This window comes from Yoonia sp. R78084, from assembly GCF_044595625.1.
Classification (GTDB): Bacteria; Pseudomonadota; Alphaproteobacteria; order Rhodobacterales; family Rhodobacteraceae; genus Yoonia.
Genome location: NZ_CP138993.1, coordinates 2,451,396 through 2,473,807, shown reverse-complemented (window position 1 = coordinate 2,473,807; position 22,412 = coordinate 2,451,396). Strand labels below are relative to the sequence as shown.

At 57.7% G+C, this 22,412-nt stretch carries 21 protein-coding genes and 1 riboswitch; of the genes, 10 read left to right on the top strand and 11 right to left on the bottom strand.

The window, feature by feature from the left end; translation table 11 throughout:
• Positions 1–5: 5 nt before the first annotated feature.
• A complete protein-coding gene (locus SJY29_RS12430) occupies positions 6–209 on the bottom strand; it encodes a SlyX family protein (protein WP_110278547.1) in 204 nt (67 codons plus the stop codon).
• 190 nt (positions 210–399) lie between these two features.
• Between SJY29_RS12430 and hisS the strand changes: the two genes are divergently transcribed.
• Genes hisS through hisG form a run of 3 tightly spaced genes read left to right on the top strand, consistent with a single transcriptional unit; the run spans position 400 to position 3,640 of the window.
• Positions 400–1,878, top strand: coding sequence for a histidine--tRNA ligase (gene hisS / locus SJY29_RS12425; RefSeq protein WP_400083456.1), 1,479 nt, complete (start codon positions 400–402; stop codon positions 1,876–1,878).
• Entirely contained in the window at positions 1,878–2,951 is a 1,074-nt protein-coding gene (locus tag SJY29_RS12420) for an ATP phosphoribosyltransferase regulatory subunit (RefSeq protein ID WP_400083454.1), read from the top strand. The genes hisS and SJY29_RS12420 overlap by 1 nt, the downstream gene beginning before the upstream one ends.
• Positions 2,951–3,640 carry an ATP phosphoribosyltransferase gene (gene hisG / locus SJY29_RS12415; RefSeq protein ID WP_055296168.1) on the top strand — a complete coding sequence of 230 codons (690 nt, stop codon included), beginning with the start codon at positions 2,951–2,953 and terminating at the stop codon, positions 3,638–3,640. The genes SJY29_RS12420 and hisG overlap by 1 nt, the downstream gene beginning before the upstream one ends.
• Here hisG and SJY29_RS12410 read toward each other — a convergent pair.
• The 3 genes from SJY29_RS12410 to SJY29_RS12400 form a co-directional block, all read right to left on the bottom strand.
• Positions 3,637–4,428, bottom strand: a complete 792-nt coding sequence (locus SJY29_RS12410) for a YkgJ family cysteine cluster protein (protein WP_400083452.1) — start codon at positions 4,426–4,428, stop codon at positions 3,637–3,639. The two genes, hisG and SJY29_RS12410, sit on opposite strands and share 4 nt — an antisense overlap.
• 62 nt (positions 4,429–4,490) lie before the next feature.
• On the bottom strand, positions 4,491–6,023 hold the full coding sequence (locus SJY29_RS12405; protein ID WP_400083450.1) for an AMP-binding protein: 1,533 nt from the start codon (positions 6,021–6,023) through the stop codon (positions 4,491–4,493).
• Between the two features lie 46 nt (positions 6,024–6,069).
• On the bottom strand, positions 6,070–6,501 hold the full coding sequence (locus SJY29_RS12400; protein ID WP_400083449.1) for a DUF1489 family protein: 432 nt from the start codon (positions 6,499–6,501) through the stop codon (positions 6,070–6,072).
• Between the two features lie 212 nt (positions 6,502–6,713).
• On the opposite strand from SJY29_RS12400, the gene SJY29_RS12395 reads away from it, so the two are divergent.
• On the top strand, positions 6,714–8,996 hold the full coding sequence (locus SJY29_RS12395; RefSeq protein ID WP_400083447.1) for an adenosylcobalamin-dependent ribonucleoside-diphosphate reductase: 2,283 nt from the start codon (positions 6,714–6,716) through the stop codon (positions 8,994–8,996).
• Here SJY29_RS12395 and SJY29_RS12390 read toward each other — a convergent pair.
• The 6 genes from SJY29_RS12390 to SJY29_RS12365 all read right to left on the bottom strand — a co-directional run bounded on the left by SJY29_RS12390 (position 8,993) and on the right by SJY29_RS12365 (position 14,651).
• Positions 8,993–10,048, bottom strand: a complete 1,056-nt coding sequence (locus SJY29_RS12390) for a FecCD family ABC transporter permease (RefSeq protein WP_400083445.1) — start codon at positions 10,046–10,048, stop codon at positions 8,993–8,995. The genes SJY29_RS12395 and SJY29_RS12390 overlap by 4 nt on opposite strands.
• 3 nt (positions 10,049–10,051) lie before the next feature.
• Positions 10,052–10,996 carry an ABC transporter substrate-binding protein gene (locus tag SJY29_RS12385; protein WP_400083444.1) on the bottom strand — a complete coding sequence of 315 codons (945 nt, stop codon included), beginning with the start codon at positions 10,994–10,996 and terminating at the stop codon, positions 10,052–10,054.
• 12 nt (positions 10,997–11,008) lie between these two features.
• Positions 11,009–11,791: an ABC transporter ATP-binding protein gene (locus SJY29_RS12380; protein WP_400083442.1), complete on the bottom strand. Its 783-nt coding sequence runs from the start codon at positions 11,789–11,791 to the stop codon at positions 11,009–11,011.
• Positions 11,788–12,195: a DUF1636 family protein gene (locus SJY29_RS12375; protein ID WP_400083440.1), complete on the bottom strand. Its 408-nt coding sequence runs from the start codon at positions 12,193–12,195 to the stop codon at positions 11,788–11,790. The genes SJY29_RS12380 and SJY29_RS12375 overlap by 4 nt, the downstream gene beginning before the upstream one ends.
• Before the next feature lie 118 nt (positions 12,196–12,313).
• Positions 12,314–12,531, bottom strand: a riboswitch (cobalamin riboswitch).
• A 77-nt stretch (positions 12,532–12,608) separates the two neighbouring features.
• Positions 12,609–12,947: a hypothetical protein gene (locus SJY29_RS12370; RefSeq protein ID WP_400083439.1), complete on the bottom strand. Its 339-nt coding sequence runs from the start codon at positions 12,945–12,947 to the stop codon at positions 12,609–12,611.
• Between the two features lie 93 nt (positions 12,948–13,040).
• Positions 13,041–14,651 (bottom strand): GMC family oxidoreductase, encoded by a 1,611-nt coding sequence (locus SJY29_RS12365; RefSeq protein ID WP_400083437.1) that lies wholly within the window; start codon positions 14,649–14,651, stop codon positions 13,041–13,043.
• Between the two features lie 90 nt (positions 14,652–14,741).
• Between SJY29_RS12365 and SJY29_RS12360 the strand changes: the two genes are divergently transcribed.
• From SJY29_RS12360 to fnrL, 5 genes are all read left to right on the top strand, one after another.
• Entirely contained in the window at positions 14,742–15,974 is a 1,233-nt protein-coding gene (locus SJY29_RS12360) for a TRAP transporter substrate-binding protein (protein WP_110278232.1), read from the top strand.
• A 122-nt stretch (positions 15,975–16,096) separates the two neighbouring features.
• Positions 16,097–16,765 (top strand): TRAP transporter small permease, encoded by a 669-nt coding sequence (locus tag SJY29_RS12355; protein ID WP_110278233.1) that lies wholly within the window; start codon positions 16,097–16,099, stop codon positions 16,763–16,765.
• Positions 16,765–18,123, top strand: coding sequence for a TRAP transporter large permease (locus SJY29_RS12350; protein ID WP_400083434.1), 1,359 nt, complete (start codon positions 16,765–16,767; stop codon positions 18,121–18,123). The genes SJY29_RS12355 and SJY29_RS12350 overlap by 1 nt, the downstream gene beginning before the upstream one ends.
• Before the next feature lie 7 nt (positions 18,124–18,130).
• Complete coding sequence (locus SJY29_RS12345; protein WP_110278548.1) at positions 18,131–18,910, top strand: IclR family transcriptional regulator; 780 nt, start codon at positions 18,131–18,133, stop codon at positions 18,908–18,910.
• A gap of 94 nt (positions 18,911–19,004) precedes the next feature.
• Entirely contained in the window at positions 19,005–19,727 is a 723-nt protein-coding gene (fnrL, locus tag SJY29_RS12340) for a transcriptional regulator FnrL (protein WP_110278235.1), read from the top strand.
• Positions 19,728–19,756: 29 nt separating this feature from the next.
• Here the strand turns inward: fnrL and SJY29_RS12335 are convergent, their stop codons facing one another.
• A complete protein-coding gene (locus SJY29_RS12335) occupies positions 19,757–20,590 on the bottom strand; it encodes a universal stress protein (RefSeq protein ID WP_400083431.1) in 834 nt (277 codons plus the stop codon).
• A gap of 220 nt (positions 20,591–20,810) precedes the next feature.
• Between SJY29_RS12335 and ccoN the strand changes: the two genes are divergently transcribed.
• Entirely contained in the window at positions 20,811–22,406 is a 1,596-nt protein-coding gene (ccoN, locus tag SJY29_RS12330) for a cytochrome-c oxidase, cbb3-type subunit I (protein ID WP_110278237.1), read from the top strand.
• The last annotated feature ends 6 nt before the right edge of the window (positions 22,407–22,412 follow it).

The following is a 22,412-nucleotide window of genomic DNA, read 5'->3' as shown; positions in this document are numbered from 1 at the left end:
AGCCTCTACCAGTGCGGCGGCCGTTGGTCGGCTAACGGGACCGTGCCGCCCGCGTCCATTTCGCGCCCTGCTTCGCGTTCCATCAGCATCGCCAAACGCCGTTGCGCCACAGCCAATTCGGTTTCCTGACGGGCGACGATATCCGACAGATCCTCGACCGTGCGGGTCAGGTGGGCAATCTTTTCTTCAAGGTGCGTGATGCTTGTCATGGCCGCATCATAGCGCTGCAACGATGCCGCGAAAAGGGCCGCGCTGCGGATTGTGTCAGCGGTCGGAATTTGAGTATTTTTGGCAAGATGATGACAGGGCTTTGCCTTGATCCGCACCCGACTGCATTGCCCCTGTCACAATGGCGGGTTAAACGGCGCTGGAACAGAAGTGACCGGCAGGACCAAGCGCATGGCCAAGATCAAGAAACAGCCCCGCCCCAAGGCGCAGACGCCCAAAGGGTTTCAGGATTATTTCGGCGCGGATGTGACCGCGCGCAATGAGATGCTTGCCACGATTGCAGGGGTGTATCATCGCTATGGGTTTGATGCCTTGGAAACATCCGCCGTTGAGACGGTCGAGGCGCTGGGCAAGTTCCTGCCCGACGTGGACCGCCCGAACGAGGGTGTCTTTGCATGGGAAGAAGACAACGATTGGCTAGCACTCCGCTATGATTTAACGGCCCCTCTGGCGCGTGTCGCGGCACAGTATCGCAATGATCTGCCAAGCCCCTACCGCCGCTATGCCATGGGCCCTGTGTGGCGCAACGAAAAGCCCGGACCGGGGCGGTTCCGGCAGTTTTACCAGTGTGATGCCGATACGGTCGGGTCAGGCTCTGTTGCCGCTGATGCCGAGATTTGTGCGATGCTGGCAGACACGCTGGAAGCTGTGGGGATCGAGCGCGGGGATTACATTATCCGCGTGAACAATCGCAAGGTACTGAACGGTGTGATGGAAGTCGCGGGGCTGTCCGGTGACGACAAAGAGGCGGAGCGCGGGATTGTGCTGCGCGCGATTGATAAGTTGGATCGTCTTGGGCCAGAAGGCGTGCGCGCGCTCTTGGGTGAAGGCCGCAAGGATGCCAGCGGTGATTTTACCAAGGGTGCCGGGCTGGCGGATGCGCAGGCCGAGGTCGTCATGGGCTTTATGGAAGCCAAGCGCGATACGGGTGCGGCGACCGTTGCACGGTTGCATGAACTGGTGGCCGGATCAGCGATTGGTGTCGAAGGCGTCGAAGAGTTAGAGACTATTGCGGCACTTTTGGCGGCGCAGGGCTATACCGCCGAGCGGATCGAGATTGATCCTTCCGTCGTCCGTGGCCTCGGCTACTACACAGGTCCTGTCTACGAGGCCGAACTCACCTTCGAAGTCACCGACGAAAAAGGTCGCCCGCGCAACTTCGGTTCTGTCGCTGGCGGTGGCCGCTATGACGATCTGGTCAAGCGTTTCACCGGACAAGAAGTGCCTGCGACTGGCGTGTCGATTGGTGTGGACCGTTTGCTGGCCGCGTTGCGCGCCAAAGGACGTATGGATCAGACGGCTGTGGGTCCTGTTGTCGTGACCGTCATGGACCGCGACCGTATGTCGGATTATCAGACCATGGTGGCCGAACTGCGCAATGCGGGCATTCGTGCCGAGGTCTATCTGGGCAACCCCAAGAACTTTGGCAATCAGTTGAAGTATGCGGACAAGCGCGCTTCGCCTGTCGCGATCATCGCGGGCAGTGTTGAATTCGACAAAGGCATCGTGCAGATCAAGGACCTGATCCTTGGTGCCGAGATTGCCAAGAACGCGACGCTGGAAGAGTGGAAGGATCGCCCCAGCCAATACGAGGTGCCGCGCGACCAGATGCTTGCGAAGGTCCGCGAAATTCTGGACACGCACAGCTGATGCCGACCTCACCCGCCACATTGACCGAAGCCCGGCGTCTGCGTGATCTCTTTGCGGCCAAGGGCGCGCAGGTGATCAAGGCAGACGTGCTGCAATCGGCCGGGACTTTGCTTGATCTTTACGGCGAGGATATCCGCGCGCGCGCCTATCTGACGTCTGATCCATTGCGCGGCGAGATGGTCCTGCGCCCTGATTTCACAGTGCCTGTTGTGCAGATGCACATGGAGGCCCGTGCAGACCCCGCCCGCTACACCTATTCCGGAAAGGTGTTTCGCAAGCAGGAAGTCGATGAAACCCGCGCGAATGAGTTCGTGCAGGTGGGGTATGAAGTCTTTGACGGTGCTAACCCCGCAGGTGCCGATGCGGAGGTTTTTGCAGCTATCGCAGAGGGGCTTGCCGGGCTTCCTGTACGGGCTGCCACAGGTGATATCGGGGTGCTGATGGCGGCGGTGCGCGGGTTGCGGACAACTGATGATCGCAAGGCGGCGCTGATGCGCCATATCTGGCGACCGCAGCGGTTTCGCGCGTTGTTGAAGCGGTTTGGCAGCGGTGCCTTGCCGCCTGCACGGGCGGCTCTTTTGGCTGCGGACGATCCTTTTGCGCAGGCAGGTCCGGAAATCGGGTTGCGCACCCGCGCGGAAGTGCAGGCGCGCATTGATGCGCTGCGTGCCGATGCGGCGGCGCCACCGATTGCCACCGAACAAATCGCGGTGATCGATGCGATCTTGGGCCTGCGTGAGACGGCGCCAAATGTCCTGAGTGCCCTGCGCGATATTGCGGTCGATATGCCTGCGATTGGTGATGCCGTGGCCGCAATGAACGCCAGACTTGAGGCGCTGTCGAACCACGGCGTTGATGTTGACAGCCTTGAGTTTGAAGGCAGTTACGGGCGCACGTCGCTGGAGTACTATGACGGGTTTGTTTTCGGGTTTTACGCCATTGATCGTCCGGACCAGCCGCCTGTTGCGTCCGGTGGCCGCTATGATGCGCTGACGGCGCGATTGGGGCAGGGCCGTGCAGTGCCTGCGGTGGGTGGTGTGATTCGCCCTGATCTGGCTTTGGGGTTGCACTGATGTTGAAACTGGGTGTGCCGTCCAAGGGGCGGTTGATGGAAAAGACCTTTGACTGGTTTGGTGCGCGTGGGATCAGCCTGCGTAAATCAGGCTCTGATCGTGAATATGCGGCGGCCGTTGACGGGTTTGAGGGGCTGGAACTGGTGCTTTTGTCAGCGGGGGAAATTCCGCGCGAGTTGGCATTGGGTAACATTCATCTTGGTGTGACGGGGTCCGATCTGGTGCGCGAGAAGCTGGCCAATTGGGATAGTCGCGTCGCGGAACTTGCGCAGATGGGCTTTGGCGGGGCTGATCTGATTGTTGCGGTGCCGCAGGCCTGGGTGGATGTGAATACGCTGGATGATCTGGATGCAACGGCGGCAGCGTTTCGGCAAAAGCACGGGTTTCGGCTGCGGATCGCCACAAAATACCACCGTCTGGTGCGTGAGTTCCTGCGCGAACAGGGGGTAGCGGATTACCAGATCATCGATAGTCAGGGCGCTACCGAAGGCACAGTCAAGAACGAGACAGCAGAGGCGATTGCCGATATCACCTCGACCGGTGAAACGCTGCGCGCCAATGGTCTAAAGATTTTGGATGACGGGCTCATTCATGCGTCCCAGGCGACACTGTTTCGCGGCAGACGGAATGACTGGACCGATGAGCAACGCAATAAATTGAAAGCGCTGCAGTTGGTGCTGGGGATCTAGGCCTGCGCAGCCCTGACCGCGTCACGGCATGCGGTGTCGAGCGCCGAAGGTTTGTGGCGGGCTTTTGCGAGACCGGTTTCAGTATCATCGCCAGCCACTGCTGATGCTGCAGTTGCAGCCATGCTATAGCTGTGGACCTGTGTGATGCCTTTCAAAGCTTGCCGGCACAGGGCATGAATCACCAGATAATCCAGATGGCTACCGAGGAGTCCTGCACCTTTCTCTGTCCCGCCTGCGGCATTGCTTTCGCAGGCAACGGCATCCGTCGACAGAAATGAACGGCAGATCATCGGGCGTGCCTCGTAGGCGCGGCAACTGCGTGTTTCGGGGTCAAGTGCAGGGCATGCCTCTGGGTGCCACGCACGGCCATCGGGTTGGCCCGCAAGCGGACTTGCGGCTTGGTGGAGTTGCGCAGCCTCAAAGGCCGTGATCACGCCACCTTCGCCACCCGAGAGGATACAGCAAAAGGCACAGCCTTGTGTGCAGGCTGCGTTTGTTACTGCCTCGGGCGGGGCTTTCATGATCTCGTCGCGGACAGCGTGGCCCAATCGCCATGCAGCTTTGCCACTGGCCATTTCCGCAACGACCTCGCTGACGGGCATGCCATAGGTTTGGGCGGTTTGCAGGAAAGAAGTGAGGATGCGTTTAGCGCGATCCTCCTGCGGCTTGCCTGCGCCTTTGACCTTGGCTTTGGCCACCCGCCCGGCAATATCGGCAACAGTGATCGCGCCTGATGTATTGCTTTTCTGGGCGCGCCTGCGGGCCGCGCGGGAAGATGCTGGTTTCATACTGCGCCCTTGGATGCCGTCGTCATGCCTGACTATAGAAGGCACGGGCAGGGCGTCCAGTGTCAGCCCTGCAATCTGTCCCGCAAGAAACGTCGCAGAATTTTGCCGGATGCGGATTTCGGGATCTCATCCACGAAATAGACCTGGTGGAGCTGCTTATAAGTGGCCAGGCGTGCCGCGATATGGGCGTTGATGGTGTCCTGATCGGGGGCAGGATCGCCCGCCACGACAAAGGCGACAGGCAGTTCGCCCGCTTCATCGTCGAGCAGCCCCACAACCGCAGCGTCTGTGATGCCGTCCATGGCCACCAAAGTCGCCTCAAGTTCGGCCGGAGCAACTTGGAAGCCTTTGTATTTGATCAGTTCTTTAAGGCGGTCGGTGATGAACATATAGCCGTCTTCGTCAATTTTCGCGATGTCACCGGTCCGTAGCCATCCGTCCGGGGTGATGGTTTGCTCGGTGGCTTGCGGGTTGTTGAGATAGCCCTGCATGACTTGTGGGCCTTTGATCAAGAGTTCGCCTTCTTCGCCCGCTGGCAGGTCTTGGCCGGTCTCGATGTCGACAATCCTGCAGGCTGTGTTTGGCGCGGTCACGCCTGCCGCCCCTGACCGCGGGGCGCTGCGCGGAACCACGTGGGAGACGGGGCTGAGTTCGGTCATGCCATAACCTTGCAGCGCGTTGCAGCCCAGCCTCGCTGCAATCGCGTCGGAGAGATCGGCGCCGGAAGGAGCAGCGGCGATGAATACCTCTTGCAGCCCTGATAGGTCATAGTCATCGACGAGCGGATGTTTGGCCAGTGCAAGGGCGACAGGGGGCACGACCCACATACGCTGGGCTTTGTAGTCCTGGCTGATTTGCAAAAATAGCGGCAGGTCAAAGCGTGGCATTGTCACCAAAGCGCCGCCGCCACCGAGATGGATATTCATGAGCACGGTCATACCGTAAATGTGGAAGAAAGGCAGGAAGGCGGCAGTCACTTCGCCCGCCTGGAAATCGGCGGCGACGATGGATTGATCGACATTGATCACAAGATTGCGGTGCGAGAGCATGACACCTTTGGGTAGGCCCGTGGTGCCGGAGGAATAGGGCAGAACGACAGTGAAATCATCCAGATCGACGGGCACTTGCTCGGTGATCGGATCGCCAAAAAGAGCCATGTATTCCGGCGTGCCGATGGCGATGACCGGGGTGTCGCCTGCGCCTTTCTGAGCGGTCTCCATGAAGTCGGGGATCGTAATAAGAAGTTCGGCACCGGCATCGCGCATCTGGTGGGCGACCTCGCTCGCGGTATAGGTCGGGTTCAGCGTTGTGATTGTCCCGCCGCCCCAGGCGACCGCATGAAAGACTACGCAATACTCCGGCATGTTGGGGGCCATGATTGCCACCGTATGCCCTGCGCCAAAGCCTGCTGCGGCCAATCCTCCCGCCATGCGTTTGACCTGATCCATGAATGCGGCGGCGGTCATGCTGCGCTCGCTGGGGCCATCAGTTAGCACAACGTCGTCGGGGCGGCTTTCAAGGTTTTGGAAAACACGTTCGGTGATCGTCAGGTCTGTCGCAGGGACGTCGGGATAGGGACTTGTGAAAATGGTCATGCGGGGCTCCTCCTGCGCGGATCATGGCACAGGGTTTGCCGCCTGCCTAGCGGACACCGATGGCAGCAAGAGCCTTGGAAAGTTCGGGTGGCAGGGCCTCTTCGTCCTGCCGGCCCTCGGGCAGGTCGCGGGGAGCGTCGTCTACGGTCAGATACCGCCAGCCCTGAAAGGCGCGTTTCGGTGTGGCCTCGACGCGGATCAGGCCCGGTTTGCATACGATGGCGCAGCGGCGGATGCCGTCGCCGCCGATGTATTCATCAAGTCGCGCAATGGGCTGACGGCAAAGGATCACGCCTTTGATGACCCAGAAGATCGAACCGTCATTCAGGATCTCTTCAGCCCGTTTCGGCCACATGCGGGTGATGTGGCGCGGCAGCCCGTCTTGGGTCTGCGCACGCGCCGTTGCCTGCCATGCAGCTAGATCGGCGACCGTTTCGGTTCCGACAGAGAGCTTCAGGATGTGGACGGTTTTCGACATCAGTCCCCCCCGGGATAAGTGGTAGATAACGTGGATAGGCTGCGCGGCAAGGCCTGGCTGGAAAAAGGTTTATGTGGTGGTCTATTGGAGATCAACCGCTATATGTGGTATTGTCGAACTGCGGCAATTTTGATCTGCTTTAGCCATTCCCAACCCAACACCCAGCACGTAAGATGCAAGCCTTGCCTGTACCGATGAGGAGATTCCCCGCCATGACCGCGTTTTCCGCCCCTATTGCTGAACAAATCTGGGACATGAAGTACCGGTTCAAGGATGCAGGCGGTACGCCGATCGACGAAACGGTTGAAGATACATGGCGGCGCATCGCGGGTGCCTTGGCTGCAGTGGAGGATGATCCCAACGAGTGGGAAGGCAAATTCTACGATGCTCTTTCAGATTTCAAATATCTGCCTGCGGGCCGGATCACGGCAGGGGCTGGCACGGCGCGGTCGGTGACGCTGTTCAACTGTTTTGTCATGGGCACGGTCCCTGACAGCATGGGGGGCATCTTTGACATGCTCAAAGAGGCGGCGCTGACGATGCAGCAGGGCGGCGGGATCGGCTATGATTTCTCGACGATCCGCCCCAAGGGTGCCAGCGTCATGGGGGTCGCGGCAGATGCGTCGGGCCCGCTGTCCTTCATGGATGTCTGGGATGCGATGTGCCGCACAATTATGTCGGCCGGTTCGCGCCGCGGCGCGATGATGGCAACAATGCGGTGTGATCATCCTGATGTAGAAGATTTTATCACGGCGAAGTCTGATCCTGCGCGTTTGCGCATGTTCAATATGTCGGTGCTGATTACCGATCCGTTCATGGATGCGGTGAAGGCAGACGGACCTTGGGATCTGGTCTTTGGTGGGCAGGTCTATCGCACAGTGCGGGCGCGCGATTTGTGGGATGCGATCATGCGGTCGACCTATGACTATGCTGAACCGGGTGTGATTTTCATCGACCGGATCAACCAGATGAACAACCTGAGCTATTGTGAAACCATTGCTGCAACGAACCCCTGCGGCGAACAGCCGTTGCCACCTTACGGTGCGTGTTTGCTTGGGTCGATCAATATGGCGCGTCTGGTCAGCGATCCGTTTGAAGATGCGGCCGCTTTGGATGAGGATGCCCTGACCGATCTCGTCGCGACAGCGGTGCGGATGATGGACAATGTTGTGGATGCTTCGCGGTTCCCGCTTGAGGCACAGCAGGCCGAGGCCAAGGCCAAGCGCCGCATCGGTCTGGGTGTCACGGGTCTGGCCGATGCGCTGTTGATGGTCGGCCTGCGCTACGGGTCGGAAGAGGCTGCGGCGCAAACCGATAAATGGATGCACCAGATCGCGCGTGCGGCCTATCTGGCCTCTGTGGAGCTTGCCAAAGAAAAGGGATATTTCCCGCTTTTCGATGCGGAGAAGTTTCTGGCCAGTGGTGCCATGCAGCACATGGATGAGTACGTAAAAGATGCAATCCGTCAAAATGGCATAAGAAATGCGCTTTTGACGTCGATTGCACCGACCGGCACAATCAGCCTTTATGCAGGTAACGTGTCCTCAGGGATCGAGCCTGTGTTTGCCTACGCCTACACGCGCAAGGTTTTGCAAAAAGACGGCTCGCGCACCGAGGAAGAGGTTGTGGATTACGCAGTCCAGTTGTGGCGTGATCTGAAAGGTGATGCACCTTTGCCCGATTATTTTGTGAATGCCCAAACGCTCGCCCCGCTGGATCATGTGCGGATGCAGGCGGCAGCACAGAAGTGGATCGACAGCTCAATCTCCAAGACAATCAACTGTCCCGAGGATATCAGCTTCGATGACTTCAAAGAGGTCTACATGGCTGCATGGGATCAGGGCTGCAAAGGCTGCACCACCTACCGTCCGAATGATGTGACAGGATCGGTTCTGTCGGTTTCGCAAGAGGCATCGCCGTCCGAGGTTCCCGCTCAGGTCCGCCATGAAGGCGAGGGCGCCGAGGTGGTTTACATGTCCGAACCGTTGGATCGCCCGCAGGAGTTGGAAGGCGCGACCTATAAGCTCAAGTGGCCCGATAGTGAGCATGCGATCTATATCACTGTGAACGATCTGGTCATCGCGGGCCATCGGCGCCCGTTCGAGGTTTTCATTAATTCCAAGAACATGGAACACTTTGCCTGGACCGTGGCGCTCACGCGTATGATTTCGGCAGTTTTCCGGCGCGGTGGCGATGTGTCTTTCGTGGTTGAGGAACTCAAGGCCGTATTCGATCCGCGTGGTGGCGCGTGGATGCAGGGTAAATATGTGCCGTCTATTCTGGCCGCGATTGGGGGCGTCATCGAAAAACACATGGTCGCGACCGGTTTCCTGGCAGGCGAGGGCATGGGCCTGAAAGCCGATCCGCAGGCGGATGTTGTCGCCATCAATGGTGGCCCGCGTGGCAAGGCGTGCTCGTCTTGCGGCTCTTACGACCTGCGCATGGTTGAGGGCTGCATGACTTGTGGGTCTTGCGGGTATTCCAAATGTGGCTAGAGCGGCTTGCGCCGCAATAGCCACACAAAGAACACCCCGCCGATCAGACCGGTGACGATCCCGATCGGGATGTCATCAGGGGCCATCACTGTGCGTGCGATGATATCCGCCCAAAGCAGAAAGATCGCACCGCAGATGGCAGAAACGGGCAGTACGCGGGTGTAATCGCCGCCCACAATTAGGCGTACGATATGGGGGATCATCAGGCCGACAAAGCCGATGATCCCTGAAAACGCCACCATCACGCCCGTGATCAGTGCGCCGACCACGAAGATCGTCAGGCGAAACCGGCCTACGGGAATGCCCAAGGTGGCCGCAGTCTCATCCCCGATCGTCATCGCGTTAAGGTTGCCAGCGTTGGCCCAAAGATAGGCGCCGCAAAGCAGAAGGATCGCCAGCGGATAAATCAACTGGCTCCATTGCGCGAGGCCGAGGCCGCCAAGCATCCAGAAAACGACGGTGTGCACAGCGCGCGGATCGCCCAGAAAGATCAGCACATTCGCGGCGGACATCACGATGAAAGAGACCGCGACGCCAGCCAGCACCAGCCGGTCGGCGGTGGTGGCGGCGGCAAACTGCGCGACTGCGAGAACGATCAATGTGGCGCCGAGTGCACCAAGAAAGGCCATCAACGGCACTGTGAGCAGCCCAAGGAAAAGCCCTGTGTGCAAAAGCGCGAGGATCGCGCCGAACGCCCCGCCTGCGGAAATGCCTAACAAATGCGGGTCGGCCAGCGGATTGCGCGTCACTGCCTGCAGGCTGGCCCCGACGATGGCGAGGCCCGCGCCAACCAGACAGGCTAGGATCGCGCGGGGAAAGCGGATGTCCCAGACGATGGCCTCGCGCCCGGCGGACCAATCAGGGGTGATCAGGAAAGGCGCTACTTTATGCAGCAATATCCCCCAGACCGTCGGAAGCGGGACCGAGACCGCACCGACACTGACCGCCGTGGAGAGCGATAGAAAAAGCAAGACAAACCCCAGCCCGAAGGTCAGCCGCAGTCTCGCCTTCTGGGGGTTGAGCGTGGTGGTCTGTCTGCGCGCCTCATCCATCTGTTAATTGACGCGGAATGCTGCAGCGAGTGTTTTCACGGCCTCGATGTTGCGCGGGCCCGGTGTTGCCTCAACATATTCGAGGACAACGAAGCGGTCGTTCTTGACAGCGTCGAGGTTCGTGAAGGCAGGGTTGGACACCAAGAAGTTGCGTTTTTGCGCAGCAGTCACTTCGCCATAATTTACGATGACGATAATTTCGGGGTTTGCCTCGACAACGGCCTCCCAGCCGACGGTGGTCCAGCTTTTGTCGAGATCATCCAAGATGTTCTCACCGCCTGCCGCTGCGATCAGTGCATTTGGCATGGCATAGCGGCCTGCCGTAAAGGGCGCATCCTCGCCGCTGTCGTAAACAAAGACGCGGGGCGGTGAAGCCAGGGGGGGCAGGTCGGCGAGGAAAGTCGCGAGCTCCGCCTGGTAATCCGCGATCAGCGCCTCGGCGCGGTCCGACACACCAAAGATTGCGCCAAGATTGCGCAGGTCATTGTACATGTCGTCCATTGACGCAGCGGTGCGCGCGCCTGTCCCACCTATGTGAATGCAGCTTTCCGTGAGTTCATAAACCGCGATGCCAAAGGGAGCGAGCGTTTCGGGGGTCACTTCGCCACCCACGCGCATGCCATAGTTCCAGCCCGCAAAGTAGAAGTCCGCCTCCGCGCCGATCAGAACCTCCTTGGAGGGGTATTGTTCGGAGAGTTCTGGCAGTTCCGCGACCCCTGCGCGCATGGTTTCGTCAAGTTTGTTCCAGCCGGAAATGCCTGTGTAGCCGACCATCTTGTCGGTCAGGCCCAGCACCAGCATCATTTCGGTGAGATTGATGTCATTGGACACGGCGGCCTTTGGCGGGGCGTCGAAAGTCACCTCGCGCTCACAGCTTTGGACGGTGGTTTGGGCAAAGGCGCTGGCTGCCGCGAAGCTGAGGACGGCGGTTGTCAAATACAGTTTCATGTGTGGGTTTCTTCAGGTTGGCAGATGAAAGGACAGGTGGCTGGCGTCGCTGGGTGCGAGTTTTTCGCGGCGCGCGTTGACGCGGAAAGTGTCGGAGACCAGTGTTTCGGTCAAAAGCGTATCGGGCGATCCAAATCCACGGGGGTGGCCGTTTTCCAGAACAAGGATATCATCGCAGATATTGGCAGCCATGTTCAGGTCATGCAGTGACACGACGATGGTCAGATCAAGCTGCCTGATGAGCGCGAGCACTTCGAGCTGGTGGCGGATATCAAGGTGGTTTGTCGGTTCGTCCAGGATCAGAATTTGTGGCTGCTGTGCCAGCGCACGAGCGACCATGACACGCTGGCGTTCACCGCCCGAAAGCGTGCCGAAATCGCGGTCTGCCAACCCTTGCAGGTCGAGGAGTGTCATCACTTCGTCGATCACGGTGTGGTCTTGGGTACCGGGGCTGGCATACGCTTGGCGGTGAGGGGTGCGCCCGAGCGCGACGATTTCGCGGGTAGTCAGGCCGAAGGCTGCGGCTTGTTCCTGCAAGACTGCCGCAACGTGTTGGGCTGCTTTGCGTGCGGGCATGGACCAGATGTCCTGCCCATTGATTTCCACGCGTCCAGTGCTGGGGGCATGATAGCGGTAGAGCAGCCGCAAGAGCGTTGATTTACCTGCACCATTGGGTCCGACCACACCAAGCACGCGGCCTGCGGCGATCTCAAAACTTGTGGGCTGAAGCACAGGATCCATCCGCCGGTGGGGGCGCCAGCTTGCGTCGGTGACTTTCAGATGTGCGCCGCTCATGACGCAAGCACCTTGCTGTCTTGCAGGGCGATCATTGCGGCAGGCACGCGGGCCAGCGTTGATTTACGCAGTTTGCCTGGGCGGTCCACCGAGGAACACCAGCCGTCATGCAGCACAGCGTATTGTTTGGCAAAGTCGACGAGGTCGTCGATATCATCCTCGGGTGTGATATCGCCGAAAAGGTAAGTCGCCTTTTGCGTCCCGTGATAGGCGACCGTACAGGGGCGGTCGCAGCCTGCCATGCAAGCAACGCCCGAAATGGCAAAGTCTTCGGCAATGCTATCGCCCGCTGCGGCAATCGCTTTGCGCAGTTTTTCAACAAGTTCGTATCCGGGGCGGCATTCCGTCCCCTTATGTCTACACGATGTGCAGACCGTGATGCGGTGTTGTGTTGTCCGGTCCATGCAGCCCTCCGCGCATAAGCGGGGGGACGAAAGGGCATGTTTGTGGGGCCGAAAGAGCCGTGTTCACCATCATGTTCTCCGCTCCGGACACCCCGCCCGGTTTGAGTTTCTCGTGGCACATCTCTGTACCTTTGATGGCAGGTCTCCTGACTTTGCGGGTCGCTGCTTGCCCGATCCTTCCCGAGCTTGCGCTCAGTGGTGATCATCGGGGTCGCTCGCCGCTCACAGTTGCGGGGGCAGTCACGGATTCGGCGCGCTTTGGCTCTTCCTCACCGTATTCCCTTTTCATCCCAGACGCATTTTCGGCGCATGGAAACCATCACGGTCAGTGTTTGCGATTCCGGCGGAGGGGTCAAGGGCAGAGTTGACAGCTGGCGGTGTCAATCTACCGGTGTTAGCGGCCGCGCCATATCCTAGAGCAGCAAATCACCCAAACCAAACTGCGCCCCGATGATGCCGATAATGACGCCAAGTGGAAGGCTGAAAACCATAACAAGCGGTTTGCGGGGTTTCTGGAGTTGTCGAGGTGCCGAAAACCTTCCTGTCGAAATGAACTCGAACGCCCGTTCCACAATCAGATAAAAGACGATGAAACCTGCCGAAAGGGCGATGATCATCAAGATACTGCCCCACGCGCCCATTGCGGCAAGTGCGAATAAGCCATCGATTGCCAGACCAAGAAATACACCGACCGCAACAAGCGCAGCGAAGTTGAACCAGTCAAAGGTCTGCATTTTTTGTCTTGTTTTCATATACTACAGCCTCTTCGGATCTACGGGATCAAGCATGGAGCGCGCGCGATCGGGTTTTTCAAGTAGCATCAAGTCGCGGCTGTCCCTCACTTCCTAGACGTCCTCCAAAATCAAATCTGACGCTTTTTCGCCAATCATGATCGCAGGGGCATTTGTGTTGCCCGAGACAATCTCCGGCATGATCGAACAATCCGCGACACGCAGCGCTGCAATGCCATGCACACGCAACCGCGCATCAACAACCGCGCCCTCGCCCTCGCCCATCTTGCAGGTGCCCGTCGGGTGATAGATCGAGGCAGTGTTGTTGCGCGCCCAGTCCAGCGTTGCATCGTAGTCATCCATCGGTAGGCTCGGATTGGGCCGGAATTCTTCGCTGATCTTCGATGTTAGTGGCGCGTGCCGCGCAATTTTGCGGGCGATATTCACGCCTGCGACCACGGTGCGGCAGTCGGTTTCGGTGGACAGATAATTCGGAATAATCTTGGGGTAGGTCCGTGGATCGCTGCTTTGCAGCCTGATCTCGCCTTTGCTTTCCGGGCGGAGCTGACACACCGACATGGTGAATGCCGAGAATTTATCGGCACCCTTGCCGGGGTTTTCGGCCGAGAGAGGTTGGACGTGGAACTGGATATCAGGCGTTTCTAGGTCGTCGCGCGTCTTCAGGAACCCTGTTGCAAGACTGGCGGCCATCGTCATCGGACCGGCGCGGAACATCAGATACTTCAATCCGATCTTGGCCTGCCCGAAGAGCGAGCCGACCTCATCATTCAGGGTAGGTTCGTTGCATTTGTATACAAGCCGCGCCTGCAAGTGATCCTGCATGTTCTTGCCCACACCCGGCAGATCATGCACCACATTGATCCCGTTTTCGGCCAGTTGTGCCGCTTCGCCGATGCCTGACAGCATCAGGATTTGTGGCGAATTGATCGCACCACCCGAGAGCACGATTTCCTTGCATGCCTTGATCGTGTGCTGGGTGCCGCTGCGGTCAGTGTAGGTCACGCCTGTGGCGCGCTTGCCCTCGATAATAACCTTTTCGACCTGCGCATGGGTGATGATTTGCAGGTTTTCGCGCGATTTGACCGGATTGAGATAGGCCACAGCCGCACTACACCGCCGGCCGTTGCGCGACGTCAGCTGAAAGAAGCCCACGCCTTCTTGCTCCGCGCCATTGTAGTCAGGGTTGAATTTATAGCCTGCGGCTTGGGCCGCTGCGACCCATGCATCGGTGATCGGACGTTGGATGCGCATGTTGGAAACCGACAGCGGGCCCTGATCGCCGTGGTATTCATCGGCACCGCGTTCGTTTTTCTCGGCGCGTTTGAAAAGCGGCAGTACATCGTCCCACCCCCAGCCGGTGTTTCCCATCTGGCGCCAGCGGTCATAATCCTGTGGTTGTCCGCGGACGTAGAGCAGGCCATTGAGCGAGGAAGACCCGCCCAGAACCTTGCCGCGGGGCCATTCTATCGACCGCCCATTCAGGCCCGGATCAGGCTCTGTCTTATAGCACCAATCCACCTTGGGATTGTGGATCGTTTTGAAATATCCCACTGGAATATGGATCCATGGGTTAAGATCACGGCCACCTGCCTCAAGCAGAATCACCTTATGTGCGGGATTCGCACTGAGGCGATTGGCAAGGACACAGCCTGCAGAACCTGCGCCTACAACTATAAAATCAGCTTCCACTGCTTCTTTCTCCATCAATGTGAAAAAACTCTATGCAGAACGCAAAGACTATACTAGGCTTTTTTGAAACTATAAGTCTCAATAATCGACAACATGGGAGGAAACATGATGATTGGAGATAAACTCAGCCAGATTTCGCGGAGGGATCTGTTCAAGCTGGCAGGGCAATACGGGATGAGTTCGACGCTTATGGCGGCGGGAACATTCGGTGGCGCTATGAGCCTTGCGAACCTCGCCGCGGCGGCGGAATCGACCTACGAACGCCGCTTCGCGAAGGAAGCAAAATACAACCTGAAATTTGGCGCATCCGGCTTTAACGCCCGCAACCTGCTGATCGAGCGTGCGGGCGCATTGGAGTTTGCACGTGATCTGGAGGCACGTACAGACGGTGAAATTCGCATCGAATTTATTGGTGACAACCAGATCTGCGGTCAAACGTCCTGCGTTGAAAAAACACAGCAGGGTATCGTTGATATCTATGCGGCCTCAACACAGAACTCTGCCGGTGGTGCACCTTACCTGAACGTTCTGGACTACGCGTATATGTTCCGTAACCGCGCAGACCAGTACCACTTCCTGTATTCACCGGCGTCCATGCGTCTGCTGCGTGAACCATATGAAAAGCGTCACGGTCTGAAGTTCCTTTTCAGCCATGCGGAACTGCGCGGCATCCAGCTGGGTATGAACTTTGACGACAAACCCACAATCACATCTGTCGAGCAGTTGGCCGGTACCAAGAACCGCGTCACAGGTACACAGCTTGGTCGCATCGCGATGGAAGCACTGAACCTGAACCCTGTTCCGATCGCGTGGGAAGAAACCCTTGATGGCCTCAAGCAGGGCCTGATTGACGGTGCGGAAACATGGGCCTCTGCGGTGGCTTACGCCAACATGGCGCCTGTTGTATCCCAGTCTGTTCACTTGAACTTCTTCTGCGGTACCGAGCATACAGCCATGTCTGCGTCGGTCTTCGATAGCCTTGAAGGCTATCTGCAGGATGCGGTAATGGAATCAGCCTATTGGGCACAGACACATGTCCAGGCAGCAAACGAAGTTGCCCTGATCAACACTGTCGGCCAGTCTGACCCTCAGCTTCCAAACACGATCTTTGCACAAAACGGCGTGCGCAACGCGTTCTTGTCTCCTGAGGAGATCAAGAAGGCGGAAGAAATGTGTTCGCCTGAGTATCAGCCAGCACTCTGGGAAGAGTGGCGCGAGCGCCTCAACGGCTGGTCCGGTGGTCTGGACACATATCAGGAGATCTATGACGAGGTCCGCACAATTGATGCGAACACGTTGCCTGAAAACGTTGAACCACGTCGCTGGTGGAAAGGCTAAGGCCTTTGCCTGTTGACTAGAAATCTGGCCGGCCGAATGTGAGTTCGGCCGGCCTTTTTCACCACACAATAAGATAGCTGCGGTCAATGCAGCTCTAAGACAGATTTCGGGGGGAGACCTGTATGTCGATATTATCCGAGGCGGTAGCTATTGTGCCCGCTCTCTTCTCGGGAAGTGCCTGGGAAATGCGGAGTGCGTTCGATACAGACGGTATGTGGCTGTTCTGTTTTGTGGCGACCTTTGTGGGCGGTGTTCTGGCCCATTTGTTCTATCAATTCTTCCCTTTCATGGAGCGCCATCTAGAGCGCGGCCTCTCGGTAATTGTGTATCTGATCATCGCCGGGATCATCTGTTGGGGTGTGATCGACCGCTTTGTCTTTTCGCACCAGTGGTCAGGATCAACGACGGTCCCGCCCTTCCTGTTTATGGTCATGGCGTGGTTCGCCTGTTCCTATAACGTCAAGCTGCGCACGCACCTGAGCTTTAGCGAATTTAGAACCAAAATGCCCCCCGCGGGCCAAATGGCGACCCTCACACTTGATGCTATTCTCTGGTTCGGCTTCTGCTGGATCGCGATCACTACGTCGCTGCGGTTTACGGTACTGTCCGCTGACAACTTTCAACTCGTCGACGGTGTCGATGACGTCATGAAGTGGTGGTTCTACATCACCGTTCCTATTGCTTTCACCCTTATGTCCGGTCGTGTGATCGGCAATTGGCTGGAAGACTGGAACAATTACCGGTCTGGCGATCAGATCATCAAACAAGCAGTTATTGGCGGAGATGTGTAATGACTGACGGCACATGGATTACCATCATTTCGCTGGCGGTAACGCTGTTCTTTATGCTCGGGACACCGGTCCTGCTGGTGATCTTTTACTGGGTTATCGGGTGTAGCTTTGTCATTGATTTGCCCCTCGCGAACACCGGCAATGAACTGATCAACGTCTTTAGCAAAGGTTTTGCCCTGCTGGCCATGCCTCTGTTTATCCTGACAGGTGACCTGATCAACCAATCGGGGATCGCGCGGCGATTGTCGGATTTTGCCTATTCTTGTCTGGGTTGGCTGCGCGGTGGTCTTGCGATGGCGTCTATCGCAGCCTGCGGTCTGTTCGCGGCGATTTCGGGATCTAACTCGGCCACGACGGCGACCATTGGTTCAATGCTCCATCCCGAGATGGTGAAGGGCAATTACGACGAGCGCTTTTCTGCGGCCACGGCTGCTGCGGGCGGTACGGTGGGTATCATTATCCCGCCTTCGATCATCTTTATTGTCTACGGCTTTTTGTTGAACCTGCCGATCTCCGATCTTTTTGTGGCGGGGATTATTCCTGGCACGCTGATGGTTATGGGAATGATGACCGCAGCCTTTATCGTCTGCACGATAAACGGTTGGGGCATCCTGATCGGCCTTTCGATTTCGCGGCTGATCAAGACTGCTATCGGCGCTTGGTTGGGTTTCTTTGCTATCGGTTTGGTGCTTTGGGGTATCTATACCGGCAAGTTCTCACCGACCGAGGCAGCAGGTGTGACCGTGGGCTTTTGTGTCTTCATCGGCTTGCTGTGCTATCCGCTGAACAAGGTTATGGGCGCTGCCGCCGATGTGCCCGTTGAACAGAAAGGCTTTGCCTCGATGTTCGTCGTGCAGGGTTTCACGATTCCGCAGGTGCCGTCTATCGTGTCGCGCTCGGCGCAGATTACGGGCATTCTTGTTCCGTTGATCGCTGTTTCGGTAGCGATGCAACAGGTACTTTCATCACTGGGCGCAAAAGAAACCATTGGTGATTTTGTGACAGGAATGGGCGGCTATTATGCGGTGCTGTTCACATCCATGGCGATTGTTTTCGTGACTGGCATGATTCTTGAATCCTTGCCCGTGACGATCATTCTTGCGCCCATTCTTGCGCCAATTGCAGCCTCTGTCGGCATTGATCCGATCCACTTTGCAGTTGTCTTCCTCGTTGGCGCATCCATCGGGTTTGTAACGCCGCCCTACGGGCTTAACCTTTATGTCGCCTCCGGTGTAACAGGTGTGCCCTACTTCCGGTTGTTGCGCTACATCGTGCCCTACCTTATTGCACTGATTGCAGTCTGGTTCTTTGTGGCACTTGTTCCGGAAACTGCACTCGCGATTTTGCCGGATAGATAATGTGACGATGATTGACGACGAAAACGATGAGGCCGCCGGCCAAATCCCGACCAATCTAAGGCTTTTGTTGCTTTTAGAAGAAGTCGCGAAGGCCGGCGTCCCTGTCACGCCGTCAGTCATCAACGAGACCATGAAGCTGCCCAAGCCGACGATCCACAGGCTCTTTGCAACGGCAGAGGCAGAAGGGTTTCTGCAACGCGACATTGACGGCCGGTCCTACAGTCCCGGCCGTCGGATGCGGATACTTTCGATCAATACACTGTCGTCCGAGCGGATCAGAACCGTGCGATTGGCTGTCCTGAAGTCCTTGGCGCTATCAGTTGGCGAGACCTGTAATCTTGCGATCCCCGAACGCGAGGGCATGTTCTATCTCGACCGTGTGGAAACCCATTGGCCGCTGCGCATTCAGTTGCCCGTCGGCACTCAGGTTCCGTTTCACTGCACGGCCAGCGGGAAAATGTATCTTTCAACGCTGCGCCCCGATTACCTTGACCGGTTCCTGAAGAACAACGAGTTGCGCCGGCAAACGGATAAGACAATCACCGATCCGGCGTTGTTGCGAGAGGAACTGGCGAGGACGCGGGAGCGGGGTTATGCCACGGATGACCAGGAATTCATGCCGGGCATGAGCGCCATTGCCGTGCCCATTCTCGATGACCGCGGGAGGCTCTTGTCGACACTCTCGATCCATGCGCCCGAACAAAGGGTGCAGGTTGCGGAACTGACAAAGCATCTTGAGACATTGCGCGATGCGGCAGACGAATTGGCTGCAATTGCCGGACGGTGACCGGGCCCAATATGCGCTGTGCGAAATGCGCCTTTGAACCTGCGCTGGAATTGCGCCATATTGGGGTCAGCCAATAAGACCGGGGAATTACAAAATGACGCTCGCCGTTCCAAAGCTGCGCTCCTGCAATGATTGTCCCATTCGCTATAGTGCAGTCTGTTCCAAATGTGAGCCGGACGAATTGCTTCAACTGGAAGAGATCAAGTATTACCGGACATATGCCGCGGGCCAGCCGATCTTTTTTGGTGGTGATCCACTGGAATTTGTCGGTTCGGTTGTGTCGGGGGTCTCCAGCCTGATGCGGACGTTGCCTGATGGCCGTGTGCAGATGGTGGGGTTGCTTTTACCGGGCGATTTCATGGGACGCCCCAATCGCGACACGATTGACTGTGACGTGGTCGCAGAAACCGACGTCATGCTATGTTGTTTCCGGCGCAAACCCTTTGAGAAGATGATCCTTGATACGCCGCATGTCGGCCAGCGTCTGCTTGAGATGACACTGGATGAACTGGACGCTGCCCGTGAGTGGATGCTGGTCTTGGGCCGCAAGACCGCGCGCGAAAAAATCGCGTCCTTGCTGCATATGATCGCGGTACGCATGGCGTCGCTGAAACCCGGTGAGACGGCAGCAACCACATTCACCTTGCCAATCACCCGTGAGACGATGGCCAATTATCTGGGCCTGACGATTGAGACGGTCAGCCGCCAGATGTCCGCCTTGAAGAAAGACGGGCTGATCGCTTTTGATGAACGCCGCGACATTCGTGTACCTGATCTGGATGCTTTGAAGGCTGAGACAGGTGAAGAGGGCTTCTAGCTCCTATCTCTGACCCCGTGCCAGATATCCTAACGCGACATTAGGATTGGCAAGTCGGCGAGTTCCAGCAAGTCGCGCGTCGCGCCGCCAAAGACAGCCTCGCGTAGCCGTGAATGGCCATAGGCACCGCTGACGATCATCTTTGCACCAACCTCTTTCGCGCGCCGCAACAGGATATCGCTGACATGCGGTTCGGTTTTGGCCAGAACGGCGACTTCGGATTTTGTGCCGTGACGCATCAGGTATTGCGCCATCGCGCCGCCCGGATCAGAGCGGTCGGCGGCATGCATCGGCGGATCAATGATACAGATATCTGTGATATCGGCCTGCTCCAGAAGGGGCATCGCGGCCCGCGCCGCAGCCAGCGCTTCGGCCCCGTCGTTCCAACCCATCAGCACATGACCGCCCGCATCAGGCGCTTTGCAGCCCTTGGGAATCATCAAGACGGGTCGTTCGGCGGCAAAGAGGCAGGCCTCGACAAGAGACGCGGCCTCGGGATTGTCCTGATAGGGGCGGGGCAACACCACCAGATCAGAGAATCGCAGCTTGCGGGCCAGATAACCTGTTAAGGCAGGGCCTTGCACGGTGGCGGCCTGTGATGACCAGCGCACGACTTCGCCGCGCATCCGGTCGGATAGCCATGCTTCGATTGCCTCGCGCTCGGCCATGGCGTCGGTGGTTTGTTGCGCCACCATCAACGCCTCGGCGCCGATGTAGTAATTGTTTGTTTCGGTATGGCTGATTGTCACGACATAAACGTCGAGATGCGCATCCATCCGGTCTGAAAGCGCGATGGCCGCATCCAGCGCTTCTGCGGATTGGTCTGTGTCGGTGAGAATCGTGGCGATAATCTTGTATGACATTGGTCCGGCCTTCCCCATATCGGTCTTACGTTGGGGGCGATCGTTCGCGCAAAACCGCCTCTTGCCAGAACACTGGCTTTCTTTGCTTTGCATGACCTTGATCCATGTCAAACGCGCCATTGATCCACATCAAAGACCCGCTGCGCCCCGGATTCCATAAGCACATGAACCAAGTAGCCGTCGGACCCTTTTGCGATCCGGCAAGAAAAGGGGATCACTTATGGGGAACTATATAAAGTTGATAGCATTGGGGGGTGTTACGCTCTTTGCTGCTCTCGCTGCAAACTGGGGGCGTGATGTTGCGTATATCGTGCATGCTCTCATCATCATGGGCGTCGCGGCCTTTATGTTTGTGCGTGTGTTGCGCCAGATGGAAGCGCCGGTTTACGCCACGCCTGACGGCTATATGGACGATGTCGTCCGCGCCGGCGTAATCGCCACCGGTTTTTGGGGTGTTGTCGGGTTTCTGGTGGGCGTGGTTATTGCCTTCCAACTGGCCTTCCCAGCCCTCAATTTCGAGGTCTTACAACCCTATGGCAACTTTGGACGGCTACGCCCACTGCATACCAGTGCGGTGATTTTTGCGTTCGGCGGGAATGCCCTGATCATGTCGTCTTTCTACATCGTGCAACGGACCTGCGGCGCACGGTTGTGGGGTGGCAATCTCGCGTGGTTTGTTTTCTGGGGCTACAACCTCTTTATCGTTCTGGCGGCGACTGGCTATCTGCTCGGTGCGACCCAATCCAAAGAATATGCCGAGCCTGAATGGTACGTCGATATCTGGCTGACTGTGGTCTGGCTGGCGTTTCTGGCGGTCTTTATGGGCACGATCTTCAAACGGGTCGAAAAGCACATCTATGTCGCCAACTGGTTCCTGCTGAGCTTCATCATCACTGTGGCGATGCTGCATCTGGTCAACAACCTCAGCATCCCTGTCAGCATCTGGGGCAGCAAATCTGTGCAGGTCTTCTCGGGCGTGCAGGATGCTATGGTGCAGTGGTGGTATGGCCACAACGCGGTCGGCTTCTTCCTGACTGCGGGCTTCCTCGGCATGATGTACTATTTTGTACCCAAGCAGGCCGGGCGTCCGGTCTTTTCCTACAAACTGTCCATCATCCACTTCTGGGCGCTGATCTTCCTGTATATCTGGGCAGGTCCACACCACTTGCACTACACAGCGCTGCCTGACTGGGCGTCGACACTGGGTATGGTCTTTTCGATCATCCTGTGGATGCCAAGCTGGGGTGGTATGATCAACGGTCTGATGACGCTGCAAGGCGCCTGGGACAAGCTGCGCACCGATCCGATTATCCGGATGATGGTGATCAGCCTTGCCTTCTACGGCATGTCCACATTCGAAGGCCCGATGATGTCGATCCGTGCGGTTAACAGCCTGTCACACTACACAGACTGGACCATCGGTCACGTGCATTCCGGTGCGCTGGGCTGGAACGGGATGATCACATTCTCCGCACTCTACTTTCTGACACCGAAACTGTGGGGACGCGCGCAGATGTATTCCATGTCCGCAATCAACTGGCACTTCTGGTTGGCCACAATCGGCATCATCCTCTACGCGGCCTCGATGTGGGTCACAGGGATCATGGAAGGCCTGATGTGGCGTGAAGTCGACGCAAACGGGTTCCTTGTGAACAGCTTTGCCGACACCGTTTCCGCGAAGTTCCCGATGTATGTGGTCCGTGGCCTTGGCGGGGTTCTGTACCTCGGCGGTGCACTGATCATGGCGTGGAACATGTACATGACCATCCGTGGCGGGGCGAAAGTCCACGCACCGGTTGGCGTGCCAGCAGAATAAGGAGGG